The organism is Paraburkholderia sp. BGA-UO-ETr-F21, from assembly GCF_059567925.1.
On record NZ_JCAQOY010000029.1, the window covers coordinates 47435 to 64140 of the forward strand.

General features: G+C 62.7%; 9 protein-coding genes. 7 read left to right on the forward strand and 2 right to left on the reverse strand.

The features are described 5' to 3' along the window. The 3 genes from AC57B1_RS16595 to AC57B1_RS16605 are packed head-to-tail and all read left to right on the forward strand — an operon-like array spanning nucleotide 1 to nucleotide 3826. Nucleotides 1-2079: a flagellar biosynthesis protein FlhA gene (locus AC57B1_RS16595; protein WP_496418051.1), complete on the forward strand. Its 2079-nt coding sequence runs from the start codon at nucleotides 1-3 to the stop codon at nucleotides 2077-2079. Nucleotides 2080-2090: 11 nt separating this feature from the next. Continuing rightward, nucleotides 2091-3410, forward strand: coding sequence for a FliI/YscN family ATPase (locus tag AC57B1_RS16600; protein WP_496418052.1), 1320 nt, complete (start codon nucleotides 2091-2093; stop codon nucleotides 3408-3410). Further along, a complete protein-coding gene (locus tag AC57B1_RS16605) occupies nucleotides 3407-3826 on the forward strand; it encodes a hypothetical protein (RefSeq protein ID WP_496418053.1) in 420 nt (139 codons plus the stop codon). Before AC57B1_RS16600 ends, AC57B1_RS16605 begins: the two co-directional genes overlap by 4 nt. 201 nt (nucleotides 3827-4027) lie before the next feature. Here the strand turns inward: AC57B1_RS16605 and AC57B1_RS16610 are convergent, their stop codons facing one another. Together AC57B1_RS16610 and AC57B1_RS16615 are read right to left on the reverse strand one after the other, a co-directional pair. Then, on the reverse strand, nucleotides 4028-4996 hold the full coding sequence (locus AC57B1_RS16610) for a DUF1521 domain-containing protein (protein WP_496418054.1): 969 nt from the start codon (nucleotides 4994-4996) through the stop codon (nucleotides 4028-4030). 340 nt (nucleotides 4997-5336) lie between these two features. After that, the gene (locus AC57B1_RS16615; protein WP_496418055.1) at nucleotides 5337-8621 is read right to left on the reverse strand and encodes a hypothetical protein; all 3285 of its coding nucleotides are present in this window, start codon (nucleotides 8619-8621) and stop codon (nucleotides 5337-5339) included. Nucleotides 8622-8847: 226 nt separating this feature from the next. On the opposite strand from AC57B1_RS16615, the gene AC57B1_RS16620 reads away from it, so the two are divergent. The 4 genes from AC57B1_RS16620 (at nucleotide 8848) to AC57B1_RS16635 (ending at nucleotide 16655) form a co-directional block, all read left to right on the forward strand. Then, the gene (locus AC57B1_RS16620; RefSeq protein ID WP_496418056.1) at nucleotides 8848-11526 is read left to right on the forward strand and encodes a hypothetical protein; all 2679 of its coding nucleotides are present in this window, start codon (nucleotides 8848-8850) and stop codon (nucleotides 11524-11526) included. A gap of 595 nt (nucleotides 11527-12121) precedes the next feature. Further along, entirely contained in the window at nucleotides 12122-14104 is a 1983-nt protein-coding gene (gene acs, locus AC57B1_RS16625; protein WP_496418057.1) for an acetate--CoA ligase, read from the forward strand. A gap of 159 nt (nucleotides 14105-14263) precedes the next feature. Further along, nucleotides 14264-14632 carry a DUF4212 domain-containing protein gene (locus AC57B1_RS16630; protein WP_408296607.1) on the forward strand — a complete coding sequence of 123 codons (369 nt, stop codon included), beginning with the start codon at nucleotides 14264-14266 and terminating at the stop codon, nucleotides 14630-14632. 4 nt (nucleotides 14633-14636) lie between these two features. After that, nucleotides 14637-16655 carry a sodium:solute symporter family protein gene (locus AC57B1_RS16635; RefSeq protein ID WP_408342840.1) on the forward strand — a complete coding sequence of 673 codons (2019 nt, stop codon included), beginning with the start codon at nucleotides 14637-14639 and terminating at the stop codon, nucleotides 16653-16655. Nucleotides 16656-16706: the final 51 nt, after the last annotated feature.

Consider the following 16706-nt stretch of genomic DNA (forward strand, 5'->3'; position numbering starts at 1 on the left):
ATGTCGAACCGTTCCATCCTCAGCCGCTACGATCTGTCGGCTTTTCTTGCGCGTCACGCAGACCTTGCCGTCGGCGTGGGCATTCTGGCGGTCCTCGCACTGCTGATCGTGCCAGTGCCGCCGTTCATACTCGATCTGTTCATCTGCGTGAGCTTCGCCTCCGGTCTGACGATGCTGAGCGCTACGTTGTATGTGTCGAAGGCCGCGGACCTGGCGAGCTTTCCGTCGCTGTTGCTGATCACCACGCTGCTGCGTCTCGCGCTGGCCATCGCCTCGACCAAAATGATCCTGCTCCATGCGCACGCCGGCCAGATCATCGGCGCGTTCGGCGAACTGGTGGTGGGCGGCAATGTGGCGGTCGGGCTCGTGGTCTTCGTGGTGCTGGCGGCGATCCAGTTCATTGTCGTGGCGAAGGGCGCAGACCGCGTCGCGGAAGTGGCGGCGCGCTTCACGCTCGACGGCATTCCGGGGCGGCAGATGAGTATCGACGCCGACATGCGCAACGGGGTGATCTCGGCTGCGCAGGCGAGCCGTCTGCGCGCGTCGCTCGAACGCGAAACCTATTTCTACGGCTCGCTCGACGGCGCGATGAAATTCGTCAAGGGCGATGCGGTGGCGGGCCTCGTCGTCGCGCTGGTGAATATCGTCGGTGGACTGGCGGTCGGCATCGCGCAGCGCGGCATTTCGTTTGGCGACGCATTGCACACGTACACGATTCTGACTGTCGGCGACGGCCTGGTGTCGCAGATTCCTTCGCTGATCGTCTCGGTCGCCGCGGGCATTCTCGTCACGAGAGTGAGTGCCGGTGACGGCGCCGACGCTCATCTCGGCAGCGATATCTACAGGCAACTGGCGGAGCATCCGAAAGCGATGGCCATGGCCGGCGTCGCGTGTGTTTCGCTAGCGGTGATTCCGGGTTTTCCGCATGTGCAGTTCATGGTCGCCGGCGGCCTGCTGCTCGCGCTCGCCATCACGCTGATGCGCAACGCCGCGGTCGCCAACAACTCGCAACGCGCGCTGATGCCAGGCATGACGCGCGACGGCGGCAACTATGTGCCGCGTATTCTCGACGATGTCGAGTTGGGCACGAGCGCTGCGCTGCGCTTGCGACTCGGCCTGAGCGCGTTCGATGCACTGCGGCCCGAGGCGCTGAACCGGCGGCTCGGACATTTGCGCCGCAAGCTGATGGTCGACCTCGGCGTGCCGTTTCCTGGTCTCGCGCTGCTGCGCGATGCGCGGCTCGAACCCGAGCGCTACGTCGTGGATATCGAGGACGTGCCGTTTGCCAGCGGCACGCTGGTCGACGCGCATATGCTGGTGAGCGGCGACGCAAACCGCGTCACATTCGAGGGTATTGCGGGCTATCGGCCGCGCGCGGAGAGATCGGTCTGGGTGCCGAGCGCGACGGCGGCCTCGATCGACGATCCCGAGATCCACAAGGCGAGTGTGGACGAGGCGCTATGCGATCACCTCGCGGAGGTGTGCGAGCGCTCCGCGGCTGATTTTCTCGGCACTCAGGAGACGCGCTTTCTGCTCGACCAACTGTCGATCGAATTTCGTGAGCTGGTTGGTCAGGCGGCGCAGGCTGTGAGCACCGTCCAGCTCGCCAGCGTGCTGCGGCAATTGCTCCAGCAACGCGTGGCGATCCGCAATCTGCGCGCGATTCTCGAAGCCGTGGTGCGCGTGCCGGCGGGCGAGCGCACGATTGACCGGATGGTGCGCCAGGCGCGCATCCAGCTCGGTCCGCAGATCGCGCGCGGCCGCGCCGACCTCGATTCGTGGACGATTTTCGCGGCGGTGCTGGAGCCTTCATGGGAGGCCGAGCTGGAGGCGCAGATCAGAAGCGGTGTCGACGGTGAGCCGCAATGCGTGCTTTCCGTGGAAGAGCTGGAGCGTGCGCAACGGGTTTTCATGGCTGAACTGGACGGAATCGCGTTGATCGTCACGAACGCGATTCTGCGTCCGCATCTGGCGCGGCTATTGCAGGACTTCGGCCGGCGCGTCGAGGTGCTGGCCATCGAAGAGATTCCGCTCGACGTCTACCGCGTCCAGGCTGTCGCGACGCTGGGTGCCGCATGAAGGGGAACGGCATGCCGTCTTTGGAGAAGAGTGCGCCGGTGTTCTCGTCGGCACCGACGTTGCGCGGCCGGGTGGTCGAAGCGCGCGGCGTGATCGCGCGGGTGGTGGGTGTGTCGTTGCGGATCGGCGAGAAGGTGCGCCTCGTGCGGCCCGATACGCTGGAAGCGCAATACGGCGAAGTGGTCGGGTTTGCACACGATGGCGCATTGGTCATGCCGCTTGCCGGTTTGAACGGCCTGTCGGATATCACCGAGGTGCAAGGTTGCGGCTCGGCATGGGGCACGTTCGACGCGGCAGGTTTGCTCGGCCGCGTGGTCGACGGTCTGGGTAATCCGCTTGATGGTGGTTCTGCGCCACCGCTCGTCAGTGCGGCGGCGCAAGACGGGAGTGGGGCGACGCTCAATCCGCTCGAACGGCCGGTCATCACGACGCCGTTTGCTACCGGCGTGCGCGCGGTCGACGGATTGCTGACCTGCGGCGTCGGGCAGCGCACCGGCATCTTCGCGCCCGCCGGCGGCGGCAAGAGCACGATCATGGGCATGATCGCCAACGGCGCATCGACCGATGCGGTCGTGGTGGCCTTGATCGGCGAACGCGGGCGCGAAGTCGCCGAATTCATCCACGACCACCTCGAGCGGCGGCGCGCGTCGACCATTGTGATCGCCGCGACGTCTGATCGTCCCGCCGCGGAACGGATCAAGGCGGCGGAACTTGCGGCGCAGGTCGCGGTGGGACTGCGCGCGAGCGGACGCAACGTGCTGTTGCTGTTCGACTCGCTCACGCGTTATGCGCGCGCGCTGCGCGAGCTCGGGCTGGCGGTCGGCGAACCGCCGCTGCGAGGCGGTTTTCCGCCCAGCGTGTTTGCGCAGTTGCCGCGCCTGATCGAATCGGCTGGCGTGACGGCGCAGGGCAGCATCACCGCGTTCTATACCGTGCTCGCGGATGAGGCCGACCTGTCCGATCCGGTTGCCGAAGAAGCGCGCTCGCTGCTGGACGGGCATATCCAGCTTTCGTCGAAACTCGGTGCGGCCGGTCACTATCCCGCCATCGATATTCTGCGCAGCCGAAGCCGGTTGATGACGCGCGTTGCCGATGCCGCGCATCAGGCGAGAGCGAATCGTGTGCGCGACTGGCTCGCGCGCTATGAAGAGGTCGAACTATTGCTGCAGATAGGTGAGTACCAGCGTGGTAACGACGTGGAGACGGACCGGGCCATCGACCGGCGCGCGGCGATCGAGCGCTTTCTGCGTCAGCCGTACGACACGCGTTGCGGCTGGGAGGACACGCGCATGCAGTTGCATGCGCTATGCGATGGCGCTCATCCGCTATGACACATAGCGTTGTCAGGCTGGCGGCGTTCTGGCGCGTGCTCGCGCGCGTGCGCCGCTTGCGCGTTCAGCGCCGGCTGCGGGAGATGGTGGACGCGCGCCGCAGCGAGCGTCGCGCAGCGGGTGTGGTGGCCGAGCGGATCGCCGCGCTCGACCGGCATGTGGAGGAACGGCTACGGGTGCTGGCGTCGTGCCGGCGCGATCTGAGCGCAAACCGGCAGTGGCATGCGACGCTGCGTGCGCATGACGCGCTCACGCCGGCGTTGCGCGGGCAACTGGCCGAAGCCGAGGCGGCGCATACGCGAGCATGCGAGGAAGTGGTGCGAGCGTTGACGAACTGGCGACGCGAGACGGTGCGGCAGGAGGAGGCCGATACGCGTGCTCGTGAATGTTTGATGCGGCTGCGTGAAAGCGGATAGCGTGAAGGCCATTGTCGAGACGGTCCCACGGATCGCGGGAAGCAACGCAGCCGGACTGTCTCGAGGACGTCCGGCTTCTTTGCATCGCGTGAACCACGCTGGCACGGTGGGCGGCAATCGACCTCGGGCCGGCTCTCACGCTTCACTCACCGGGCGGAGGGCTGCGGCCGCGCCGGTGAGTATTGTCCAGAATCGGGAGAGTTACGCTGCGTAGCGGTTGAAATCGGCCTGCGTCGGCGCTTTGCCGGTGTGCGGATCGACAAAGCCGGCGGCGCCCATGGTGGCCTCGAGCGTGTAGCCATGCGGTGCGGAGCGGCCGCGGCTCTCCTGCACGGTGAGCGGTGCGCTGCTCTCCTGACTGATGTTGCCGATCGTGTACGTCTTATTTCCCATGCTTAGGGTCGCCGTGTCCGCGTAGGAGACCTTCGAATTGTTCTTGGCTGCCTTCGGGTCGACTGTGAGGTGGCCGCCTGGAATTTTGAAGTCCAAGGCGCCATTGAATGTGCCCTGCTTATCGTAATGCGGGTCGCCCCAAATTTTATTCGTCACGCCGGTTTGCTTGTTGGTGATGGAGATCGACGAGTCGGCCTTCGAGAATTTAAAGTCGAAGGGCTCGGTGTGAATGGTGCCAGTTTTGCCGTCGGTGAAGCCGTCGACTTTGACTTGCGATGAACTCCTATCGCGGTCGTTGCGCGGCGGCGTGCGATCGCAATCGCGCGAATTCTTCACGGAGCGGCTGTTGATTTCCATATCGCTTTGGCTGTACGACTCGCCGCGATGGTAACCCGGTGCGGGCGGTTGGCCATAGCCGCGGCCGATGCTCGTCGATTGCGCGGTGATTGTGCTGCTCGAGCCGTGCGGCGAGTTGTGGCTGGTCATGGAGAACGACGTCTGCGAGAAGTTGCCCCGCATTCTGGACATCGGTTCCGACGGGCCGCGGCCGCCGAACGAGTTAGCACCGAAACGCTGCGACTGCGCTGCAAATTGCGAATGATTGTTCGCGCTGTTATAGACGGCGAAGGAGTTGTAGTGGGCTTGCGTCGTTGTTGACATGTCGATGTTCCGGAAATAAAAAAGTCGGCTTGACCAGATTGACGGAACCGCGTCGCCGACGGTGTGGAATTGGCTCCGTGTACGACATGGTAAAGAGATTGAATTGTCGTTCGGCATACTTATTTATAGGGTGAGCGATGAGATGAAAATTGTTCTGATGGTGCTCCTGTTCAGGAGGTGCCCGTCGTGAGTTAGTGGATGTAGGCCGACCCACTGCCATGGCTGGAGGGACGGAGCGATTTAATTCGATTCCAGGAGCAATCAAGCGGCGCAGGCGTCGCCGGATCGGCAGCGAGTGCCATCCGTTCAGCTGATACGGCTGGCCTGGCACAGGGAATCGAATTGCGTGGACGGACGCGTCAGATGCCGCAGTTCAGTCGAAGGTTTTCGGTTGATGCATTTCAGGAAGACGCCGATGCAGTGGTTAATGCGTTCAATGCTCCGGCGTCGCTCCGTTCTATTGCCTGAGTAAATCCGCGTTGAAATGCTCGAGCTCCTCGTGCAAGTACTGATCCTTGATCTGGTCAACCTGCAGCGCGGTCAGACCGGAATGAGCGGCAATGTCGGCCGGCGTTTGTCCATTGTTCAGTCGATGGATCACGTCCTGCCGGGTGGCGGGCGGTACAAATGGCGTGTGTGCCGCGGCGATGGGCTGACGAGCCTGTTCGGTCAGGAACTCTTCGTACAGCTTCCGGGTTTCGTCCATCACATAGCGCTCGATTGTCTCGTCGATGGCCTCCGGCGTCAGGCCCAGGTTCTTTGCGATCTGTTCAGCCGGAATCTGGTCTGCGACCTGCCTGAGCACTTCCGATGTCATTGCTTCCCGGCCGGAGGGTTGTGGCGAGTCGACGCGCGGGCGTTTTGCCGATCGGTCGGTGTGCCCGCCAGTGGAGGTGCCCGGTTGCGGCGACGCGGGTCCTTCAGACCCGGTCGAAGTTTCGGGTGGTGGGATACTGGGATCTACTTGCGTGAATTGCGCAAGCAATGACGGGTGCGCCCTATATTGGGAACGAATGTCCTGGTCGATGCGATCCACGGTTTCGGGTTGGATATGCATATCGTGTGCTATCTGCTCTCGCGGAATGCCAGCTTCCAGCCGGCTTATGACCGCACTTACGACTGAAAGGGAAGCGAGCGGCCGCGCCGGGCGGCTCGAGAGGTCCGTACTCGTACTCAACCGGCCGACGGAGGATCTGCTCATGCCCGTTTCATTGCTGGTGTCCATAATCGTCCACCCATCCTCAAGCAGGGCTTCAGCTTTTAGCCTTATATGCGGCGGCACATTCGAGAGAGTCATACCGCGTTTCAGGTTGCGACCCTGAGGGGTTTCCACCTTCCCGGCCTCGGTCCCGATGTTCGTCTGGACGGGGTTCATCAGGCCAGTCGGAACATCGGTTCGTCCCCCAGTGGAGGTGCCCGGTTGCGGCGATGCACGTCCGTGCGGCGCGGCCGAAGCGGTCGGCTGTTGGGCGCCGGTTGCCTGCTGAGGCGCGTGCCTGTCCCGGCGATAATGCTGGTCGATGTAATCGACGGTTTCGGGTTGGATATGTTTATCGCGCGCGATCTGCTCTCGCGGGGCGCCGGCGTTCAGTTGGGCAATGACCTCCTGTCGGAAGGGTTCTGAGCACAGCGGCATCGTCCAGGGATCCGGATTAATAAAAGAGCTCTGAATGCGACTGACAGAGTTTGGGCTGATACCCAATAGTGTCGCGACGTCCTTCTGCATCCACCCGTCGCAAAGCAAATCTTTGGCTTTTAGTTTCGTTCCCATCGATATAGGGGTGCCCCCTTGCAGCCCAACATCCCGATGGGTTTCCCACTTCCCGGACCCTGAATCGTGACGCACGGGATAGGTGGGACGGGTCGGATTGGCGGGGTCGTAGATCCGGTAGGTGGTGTTGTCCTTGTCGTATTTCACCGCGAACGCCTGGTTGTCGGCGAGGATGAATTTCTGGCCGTTGGCCGCATCGACATACACGCCCGGCGTAGCCGATGGACTGTACGAAGATGGCATGTTCTTGAGTGCATAGGCTTCGGGCATGCCGCCTGGCGTGAATGCGGGACCTGCGGTCGCGCCGCTCACTGGCGGTTGAACCGTAGGCGACGGGTTGCCCGTCGGGCCTGGCTTCAGCTTCAGCGCGCCCTCACCAGACCCGCCCAGCACCGGCTTCAGCGCGCTCTCGCCCGCCTCGGGCTCGCCCCTGCCGAGTAGCAAGCCGGTGAACATCGCCCCCAGATCGATGTTCCTCACCTGCTGACCGGTCAGCCCGCCCTGATTGGGGAAGCTGGCATCGAGCAGCTTCGTGGCCAACCAATCCATGCCGGGGATCGGCGACAGGTCCGCGACGAACCGGCCGATCGCGTACAGCGCCTTGTCCAAAGGACCGCCAGCGTCTTGCCTCAGCATCGTACGGATCTGCTTGTCGGTGTCCTGTAGCGCGCCCTGATAGCCGGCCGCGAGGTTCTGTACGTAGTTCTGGTCGTACTTCGGCGGATGCGCCGCCACGCTGCTCAGGGTCGTGGCCGGCGTGCCGGCGTCCAGATCGGGGCCGGGACTGGCCATCGTCGAGAGCGCCTGCTGCTCCAGCTTCGTGACGCGCTGGTGAATGTCCGAGCCCGGTTCCGACATGCCCTGCTGGAAGGTGAGCAGATCGCGCGTGCGATCTTCGGGCGGGAGCGTTCGCGCGGTTGAACGGCTACGCTCCTGTCGCGAGTAGCCGTCGGGCGAGAGAAGTTTCTCCATCACCGACTGGTACGGGAACGTCTTTGCATAGGCCGGCAGCCGCGTGTCCCTGTCCCATTGCGGATCGTCGGAGGAGCTGGGCAGTTTTAGCGTCTCCGGCGTGTCTTTTTCCATGTCGTTCGGAATCCTGTATTTTCCTGTGTCGTCGAGAATCTGGTTCACCCGCGCGGTGGACTCATCCCAGAGCTTCTTCTGGGTCGCATGAATGTCCTGCGATTTCTGCAGGATCTGATCCTGCATCCGCGACTTGATCCCAACGGCTCCCGCATAGGCCTGCTCGCACTGGGTGGGCGTGGCGCCCGGCGTATTCATCTTCGTCGCCTCGTTGAGCAACGCGGCCATCTGTTTCTGGCCGTCCTCGCCCAGCAACCCGATGCCGACCGGCGCATTGAATACCGCGTTCATGCGACTGACCGGGTCCGACTCGACGCGGCGCATTTCCTGGTCGACGTCCTGATGCAACGAGGAGCTTGCCGCTTCATAGCCATCTTGCGGCACCGTGCGTAACGCCTCGGCGCGCTGCTCGAACTGCTTGCGCGTGGCCGGGTCCATCTGCGCGAGCGCGGAGGCAAGCTCCTGCTCATCCTGGCTGACCTGGACCTCGTCGCGCGGCAGGCCGGTCATCGCGAGCCTGGCCGTCTTCCACAGGACCATGGCGCTCTTCAGGTCGGCGCCATGGTTGCGTGACTGGGTGCCGCCATCGTATCGACCGACCATGTCGGCGGCAAACCGCGCCGCCGACGTTGGGGGCGACTGCGGCGCGGCCGGCGATGTCACCGATGATTGCAACGTCGGGCTGGCGGCGTGCTTCCGCAGCAATGCGTGTGTTGAAACCGGCTTGTGAGCGCCCCGCCTGTCGGGCTCACGCGGTGCGGACTGCAGGGGTGGTCCCGCCAGCGCGGCACGCGGATCGGGAACCGGTGGTACGAAAGCGCCGGCCGGGCCGGACGAATAGGGAGATACAAGCGGACCGGAACTGCTGATCGGACTGGTAGACATGGTCGCACCTCGAAGAGTTGTGGACGAACGGTGCGCGATGAAGATCTGCCCACCGTGGTGGTCATCAGATCATCGGCGAACCTGTGGCATGTCATAAGGGGATATAGATTGTGCACTGGCATTCAGATAGGCGTGACTCATTTGAATGCAGTACCGCGATACCACATCGCACTGACGTGGCGTGACCTAATGATTGCTCGTGCCGCTCCATTCAGAGGTCATCAAAATGACGACGTCCACTATGGGAAGTACCGTACGTGATAGCGAATATGCAGTTAGCTATCCACGGCAAACTGAAAAGTCCGCCGATAAAAATGCCACGCCGCCGTTCCCGGCGATCCAACCGCCCGACCCGCACGACCCGGTCTCTCCTACCGTATCGACGCCGTTCTCCAACAGCCTGAACTTAAAGACCGGCCTTCTTCTATCTACCTTGAACACGCTGCAAGACAGGCCGTCGCTGCCGGGAGGCAGTTCGTTTCCGTCCCGCCTGGTCTCGGCAAACCGCATGGGGCATGCGGGCAATGGCATGGTGTCGAATCTCGGCAGGTTCTTCAGTTCTTTGGGGAAGACACAGAATCCTGACGGTGGACAGGACCCAGCCCTTGCCGGATTGCAGGCGGGTAAGGCGCTGGGCAATGCGATCGGCTACGCGATCGATTTCTCGAAGGTCGAGGACAAGCGGGCAACACTGCGTAATTACCTCCGTGGACCGTTGAGACAGGGAGCGTTCTCGTTTCTCCCCAGTCGCGATCCGCACGAAGAGATCGCGCTGGTCGATTTCCGACCGACTTCGGCATCGAAGCAGTCTCAGACGACCACACTCAGAACCGTTAATGCGCAAATGCAAACGACTGATCAGTTGCAACGGTCGCACGGAACGCAGACCGATTTACTGTCGATGAGTCGAGATAGACCGACTCAAACGGAGAGTGTCGGCGTCAGTAGGGCGACTCAAACGCCGCATTTCACACAGAGCCGCTTCACTCAGACAACCTCGAATCAAACGGAAGAGCAACCGCCGCATGCGCCAGATGGAGAGTCAACGGGTGAGCACAAGTATGCGACGGCAGGCAATCACGCCAGTACTCAAACGGATAAGCAAGTCGTCCATGAAGAAACTCAAATAGGGCGACACGTCCAGGATGCGGAGATCCAGACGCATTCGCGGAGAACAACAGAAAGTGGCGATCAGGCGACAGCGCAGTTCGCCGATGCCGGCAATCAGACTCGCATTCATGTGGCAGATCAGAATGTGCAAACGGGTTCGCCGAGTCGACTGGATGAATCGGTTCAGGCAACCGCGCATATGGAGCACAACGGCACTCAAACGAGCCTTCACCAGCATGACCGCGCCGTGCAGACAGTCGATAGGTTGAAAATCAGCACGGCAATTCAGGCCACTCCATTGAAGAACATGGCCGGAACTCAGACGGCGAGCGCGAAGCGCGACGCCGACGTACAGACCATGCCGCCGGACTCTGTCCCGTCAGTGCCGCAGAAGACGGAAACTACAGCCGGCGCCGGACAACCTTCGCAGCCGGGTGTCCAGCAACGAAAAATTGGGCAGGATGCAGGATCCCAAGCTGGCTGGCCGCTCACTGATCGCGAATCTCAAGCGAACGTGGAAAGCCGCCACCATGCCACGCAAAAGTTCCAGGCGATGACGGATCACCATGGCAGTCAAACGGTGGTCATCATGCGCGACCGCGACAACCAGACGGCGCCGCCATTCCGATCGCGTGCGACCCAGACTGTGCCTTTGCCCGCGAGCCTTAACGTTCCTGAGGCTTCACGCAAGGTGCTGCCCGGCAGCGTCAAAGCCAATGGTCACTGGCTGCCGATCGACATGCTCGCGCTGGCGTCGAGTTCGGCGAACGTGAAGAACGACCCGAGCACGATGAACCAGATGTCATTGGCCGCTGACTCGCTCAGTACCACCGGCGATGCCATCAGCGTGGTCAACATCAACGGCAATAAGTTGCTTGGCCTCTCGTCAAAGGCACTGTCGCTGCTCGGCACGGCGATCGGACTTGCGCCGTCTGTCGGGCAGTTGTCGTCCGATATCAGGGAACTGATCCGGAACCCGGGAAACGAGCAGGCGAAATGGAACGTAGGTAACGACTCCGCGCAACTTGTAGCCGGTCTCGCTGCGACGGCTGCGTCGTTTGCGTTCCCGCCGGCGGCGCTCGCGCCGTTGCTGCTGCCGAATTTCGCCGAGATCTATCACGCAGAGGCGCTCAGGAAGCAGGCTGACGATCTGCGCGCGCAGGGACGGGATGCAGAGGCCGACGCCCTGCACAAGGAGTATGACAAAGCCGCGCTCAATGCGACGCCGGTGGTGAACTGGTTTTCCTCGTTCTATACGCCTGCCATGCGGCCCGCCATCGAGAGCTTCGAGTTATTGCAAGGGAACAAGCCCGGCGCGGCGCCGATGGGCGACATAAGTTCCGGCGCCCACGGCGATCCAACTGTTCTCGCTTACTACGGACAGGCGATGCAGCAACGCGGGCGCAGTCTTGCCACGTCCGCGACACCGTATCTGAAGGCGCTTGCCGAGGGCGCCGGTGCGGACTCCGTGACTGTCGTATCGCATGCGCCGCAAATGTTCGGCTGGCCGTCCACAGGACAGCCGATGCGTGTATTCGACAGGTCGATCGCGATGACCTATTCGAAAGCATCCGGCTCTGTGAGCTATCAGTTCTTCGGCAAAGCGCAGGACGGGGTTTTCCGGCTGCCCATTCTGAACGAAGGCGTGACGACCGGCGATGGAAGAAAGAACCTCGTCGTCTTGGGCAATATTCTGGACCCGGACAAACAGCAGGTTAAGCTCGACCTTCAGGCGTATCGCGGCGATAAAACGGGCAGCGTATATCTGACTGATCCCAACCGATATATGGTCTGAGACGTGGGGAATCCGGCCAGTCATTCACCAGAAGTTTAGTTGCCAATCCTAAGTTAAATGAAACCCGGCGAGTGAGCATGGCCGCCCTGTGTCCAGAGAACGGTGCGCGTTTGTGGGATCGCAGCCGTGTCGTTCCACTGGCGCCGATATGATCTCGAACGCGTGAAGGCCGCCGGGTTTCAATCGGGCGGCGTCGTGGCGGGATGCCAGTCTGCAGTTGCGCGCTAGCCGTTCGCGACGAAAGACGCGCATAGGCACCAGGAGTAACCCTGGGTATCGATCGGGCATGGTGGCGCCTGGGCAGGTGTCTTTGCCGTCCAGCCATGACATGGCCAGATGGCTTCGGTTAACATTCAACATCAGAAGCGGCGGGGCGTGTCTTTGCCGACGATACCGCCGCGCGTAAGTAGCAGGTAAGTTGCGGCATTTATCGTGTTTGAAAGTCGGTGAGCGATCGCGCATGGTGCAGTGCGGCAGAGGCGATCAGTTGCCGAGGGTTGGAGACACCCGCCGCAGCTTTCGGGCGCCATACGATACGACGTGTCCCAGACGCGTCGGCCAGGTTTTACGTTTCATCTTCACCAAGGGGTTGTCGATGTCTGCGATTGAATCGGTTCTTCAGGAACGCCGCGTTTTCCCGCCCTCCGCAGAAGTAGCGGCGGGTGCAACGATCTCCGGCATGGATGCGTACCGGGCGCTCGCCGCCGAAGCGGAGCGCGATTACGAAGGTTTCTGGGGGCGCCTCGCACGCGAGACGCTAAGCTGGAACACACCCTTCACCAAGGTGCTCGACGAATCGAACGCGCCGTTCTACACGTGGTTCGAAGACGGCCAGTTGAACGCGTCGTATAACAGCATCGACCGTCATGTCGAAGCCGGCAATGGCGAGCGCGTCGCGATTATTTTCGAAGCGGATGACGGCACCGTCACCAACGTCACCTATCAGGATCTGCTGCAACGCGTGTCGCGCTTTGCGAATGCGTTGAAGAAGCGCGGCGTGAAGAAGGGCGACCGTGTGGTGATCTATATGCCGATGTCGATCGAAGGCATCGTCGCGATGCAGGCTTGCGCGCGCATCGGCGCCACGCACTCGGTCGTGTTCGGCGGCTTCTCGTCGAAATCGCTCAACGAGCGGCTGGTGGACGTGGGCGCGGTCGCCCTCGTCACCTCGGACGAACAGATGCGAGGCGGCAAGGCGCTGCCGCTGAAGAACATCGCCGACGAAGCCCTCGCAATGGGCGGCTGCGAAGCGGTCAAGAGCGTGATCGTGTATCAGCGCACCGGCGGCAAGATCGCATGGAACGCAGACCGCGATCTGTGGATGCACGAACTCACCCAAGCCGAATCGGATCAATGCGCGCCCGAGTGGGTCGGCGCCGAGCATCCGCTGTTCATCCTGTACACCTCCGGTTCGACCGGCAAGCCCAAGGGCGTGCAACACAGCACCGGCGGCTATCTGCTGTGGGCCGCGCAGACCATGAAGTGGACCTTCGACTGGAAGCCTACGGATGTGTTCTGGTGTACCGCCGACATCGGCTGGATCACCGGCCATAGCTACATCACATATGGTCCGTTGACGCTCGGCGGCACCCAGGTCGTGTTCGAAGGCGTGCCGACCTATCCGAACGCCGGTCGCTTCTGGGACATGATCGCCAAGCACAAGGTGTCGCTGTTCTATACGGCGCCGACCGCGATCCGCTCGCTGATCAAGGCCGCCGACGCCGACGAGAAGGTGCATCCGAAGAGCTACGATCTGTCCACGCTGCGTATCATCGGCACGGTCGGCGAGCCGATCAATCCGGAAGCGTGGGTCTGGTATTACGAGAACGTCGGCGGCAGCCGTTGCCCGATCGTCGACACGTGGTGGCAGACCGAAACCGGCGGCCACATGATCACGCCGCTGCCGGGCGCCACGCCGCTCGTGCCGGGTTCGTGCACATTGCCGCTGCCGGGCATCATGGCGGCGGTGGTCGATGAAACCGGCCAGGACGTGCCGAACGGGCAGGGCGGCATTCTGGTGGTGAAGCGCCCCTGGCCGTCCATGCTGCGTAACGTGTGGGGCGATCCGGACCGCTACAAGAAGAGCTACTTCCCCGAAGAACTCGGCGGCAAGCTCTATCTCGCCGGCGACGGCGCGGTGCGCGACAAGGAAACCGCCTACTTCACGATCATGGGCCGTATCGACGACGTGCTCAACGTGTCGGGCCACCGGCTCGGCACGATGGAGATCGAGTCGGCGCTGGTGTCGAACCCGCTCGTCGCCGAAGCGGCCGTGGTGGGCCGCCCCGATGCGACAACTGGCGAAGCCGTGTGTGCCTTCGTGGTGCTCAAGCGTGCGCGTCCCGAAGGCGAGGAAGCGGTCAAGCTCGCCAACGAACTGCGCAACTGGGTCGGCAAGGAGATCGGTCCGATCGCCAAGCCCAAGGACATCCGCTTCGGCGAAAATCTACCGAAGACCCGTTCGGGCAAAATCATGCGCCGCCTGCTGCGCTCGCTCGCGAAGGGCGAGGAAATCACCCAGGACGTGTCCACACTGGAGAACCCGGCGATTCTCGATCAACTCGGCGAGTCGCTCTGAGCCTGGGTTTGCCTGTGTAAACCGGGGGTAAATGACAAGGGCGTCCAAGGCGGTGCGCTCTTGACCGATGGCAGCTCCCGGGCACTGAAGCCAGTTCTTCAAGGCCACCGCGCGGACAATCCCGATTGCCTGCCCGGTGGCTTTTTGATACATAGGCGCATGGCCGCGCCGCAGCATTCCTCTCACGCTACGTTCAATCCTCCGCCAGACCCGCCCGCGGTCTCGGCGGCGATGGCGCGCGCGCATCAAAAGTACTGGCGCTTCAACGTGGCATTGATCGCGACGTTGATGACCGTGGGCTTCATCGTGTCGTTCGTCTTGCCGCTCATGGCGCCGGCTCTGGCGCAGGTGCGGGTCGGCGGCTTCAGGCTGCCGTTCTACCTCGGCGCGCAGGGTGCGATCCTGATCTACCTGGCGCTGATCGTGGTGTATATCGTGCTGATGCAAGGCGCCGACCGCCGGCTGCAACGCGCCCTGGTTGCGGACGCAAGCTTCAGCGTCCGCGTGCCCACCACGAGCGGAAACTGAGCCGATGAAGCTCACGAACCGGCTGATCCGTTCCTACGCCCTCTATACCCTCGGCTTTCTGCTCTTCATTTATGTGATGTGGCGCATCGAACGCACCACGGGTCCGGGAGTGTGGATCGGCTACGTGTTCCTGTTCGTGCCGATCGCGGTGTATGCGGTGATCGGCCTGCTGTCGCGCACGTCCGATCTCGTCGAATACTATGTGGCGGGGCGGCGTGTGCCGTCCGCTTTCAACGGCATGGCGACGGCCGCGGACTGGCTTTCGGCGGCCTCGTTCATCGGCCTCGCCGGTTCGATCTATGCGACCGGATATGACGGTCTCGCGTATCTGATGGGCTGGACCGGCGGCTATTGCCTGGTCGCATTCCTGCTCGCGCCGTATGTGCGCAAGCTCGCGCGCTACACGATTCCCGATTTTCTCGGCACGCGTTTTTCGAGCAATGCCGTGCGCGGCCTTGCGGCGCTGGCGGCTATCCTGTGCTCGTTCGTTTATCTGGTTGCGCAGATCCAGGGCGTCGGCCTGATCGCGACGCGCTTTATCGGCGTGGATTTCGCCGTCGGCATTTTCTGCGGCCTCGCGGGCATTCTGGTGTGTTCGTTTCTCGGCGGCATGCGCGCCGTCACGTGGACGCAGGTTGCGCAGTACATCATCCTGATCGCGGCGATTCTGATTCCCGTGTCCATGATCGCTCACAAGGATGGCCTCGGCTGGGTGCCGCAATTCGACTATGGCCGCTTGATGGAGCGGGTTGAAGGCCTCGAAAAGCAGGTGCGCGAAGCGCCGCTCGAGCAGACCGTGCGCGACGATTATCGACGCCGTGCCGCGCTCATGCAGGTGCGGCTCGACGCGCTGCCGCAATCGTACGTCGACGAGAAGCAGCGTCTCACGCAGGAAGTCGCCGACCTGCGCCGCCATAACGGGCCGCTGCGCGAGATCAAGGAGCGCGAGAGGGCGCTCGAGCAGTTTCCACGCGACGCCGGCGCCGCGCAGATCGTCTGGAGCCAGCGACGCGATGAAATGCTGATGCGCGCGGCCGCACCGGTGCCGATGCATGAGCCGTTCCCCGCCGCGACCGACCAGGAGCGGCGCATTCATGAGCGCAATTTTCTGTCGCTGCTGCTGTGCCTGTCGCTCGGGACGGCGAGCCTGCCGCATATCCTGACGCGTTACAACACGACGACCTCGGTCGCGTCCGCGCGGCGCTCCGTGGGATGGACGCTCTTCTTCGTCGCGCTGTTCTATCTGACGGTGCCGGTGCTGGCGGTGCTGATCAAGTACGAGATATTGACCAACCTGGTGGGGCATCACTTCGCCGACTTGCCGCAGTGGCTCATGCAATGGCGCAAGGTTGAGCCGAGCCTGATCAGTCTCGCCGATACTAATGGCGACGGCATCGTGCGTTGGAGCGAGATCCAGATGCAGCCCGACATGGTCGTGCTTGCCGCGCCGGAGATCGCGGGGCTGCCTTATGTGATGTCGGGGCTGATCGCGGCGGGCGCGCTGGCGGCGGCGCTTTCCACTGCGGACGGTTTGCTGCTCACCATCGCCAATGCCTTGTCGCACGATGTGTACTACCACATGGTCGATCCGAACGCGTCGAGTCAGCGGCGCGTGACGATCTCGAAGATTCTATTGTTGGGGGTGGCGCTGTTCGCGTCTTATGTGGCGTCGCTGAACACGGGGAACATTCTGTTTCTGGTCGGTGCGGCGTTTTCACTGGCGGCGTCGAGCCTGTTTCCGGTGCTGGTGCTGGGCGTGTTCTGGAAGCGCACCACGCGGCTGGGGGCGGTGGCGGGCATGGTGGCGGGGCTGGTGGTGTGCATCTATTACATCGTCTCCACGTACCCGTTCTTCACGCAGATGACGGGCTTCGCCGGCGCACGCTGGTTCGGGATCGAGCCGATCAGCTCCGGCGTATTTGGCGTGCCGGCGGGGTTTCTGGTGGCGATCGGCGTGAGTCTGATCGACCGCAAACCGGACGCCTATACGCGGGCGCTGGTGGACTATATCCGGCATCCTTAAAGCGGTTTTTGCGAGGGGTCTGGCGCAGGGCGCGAAGTTTGCTATAATTCG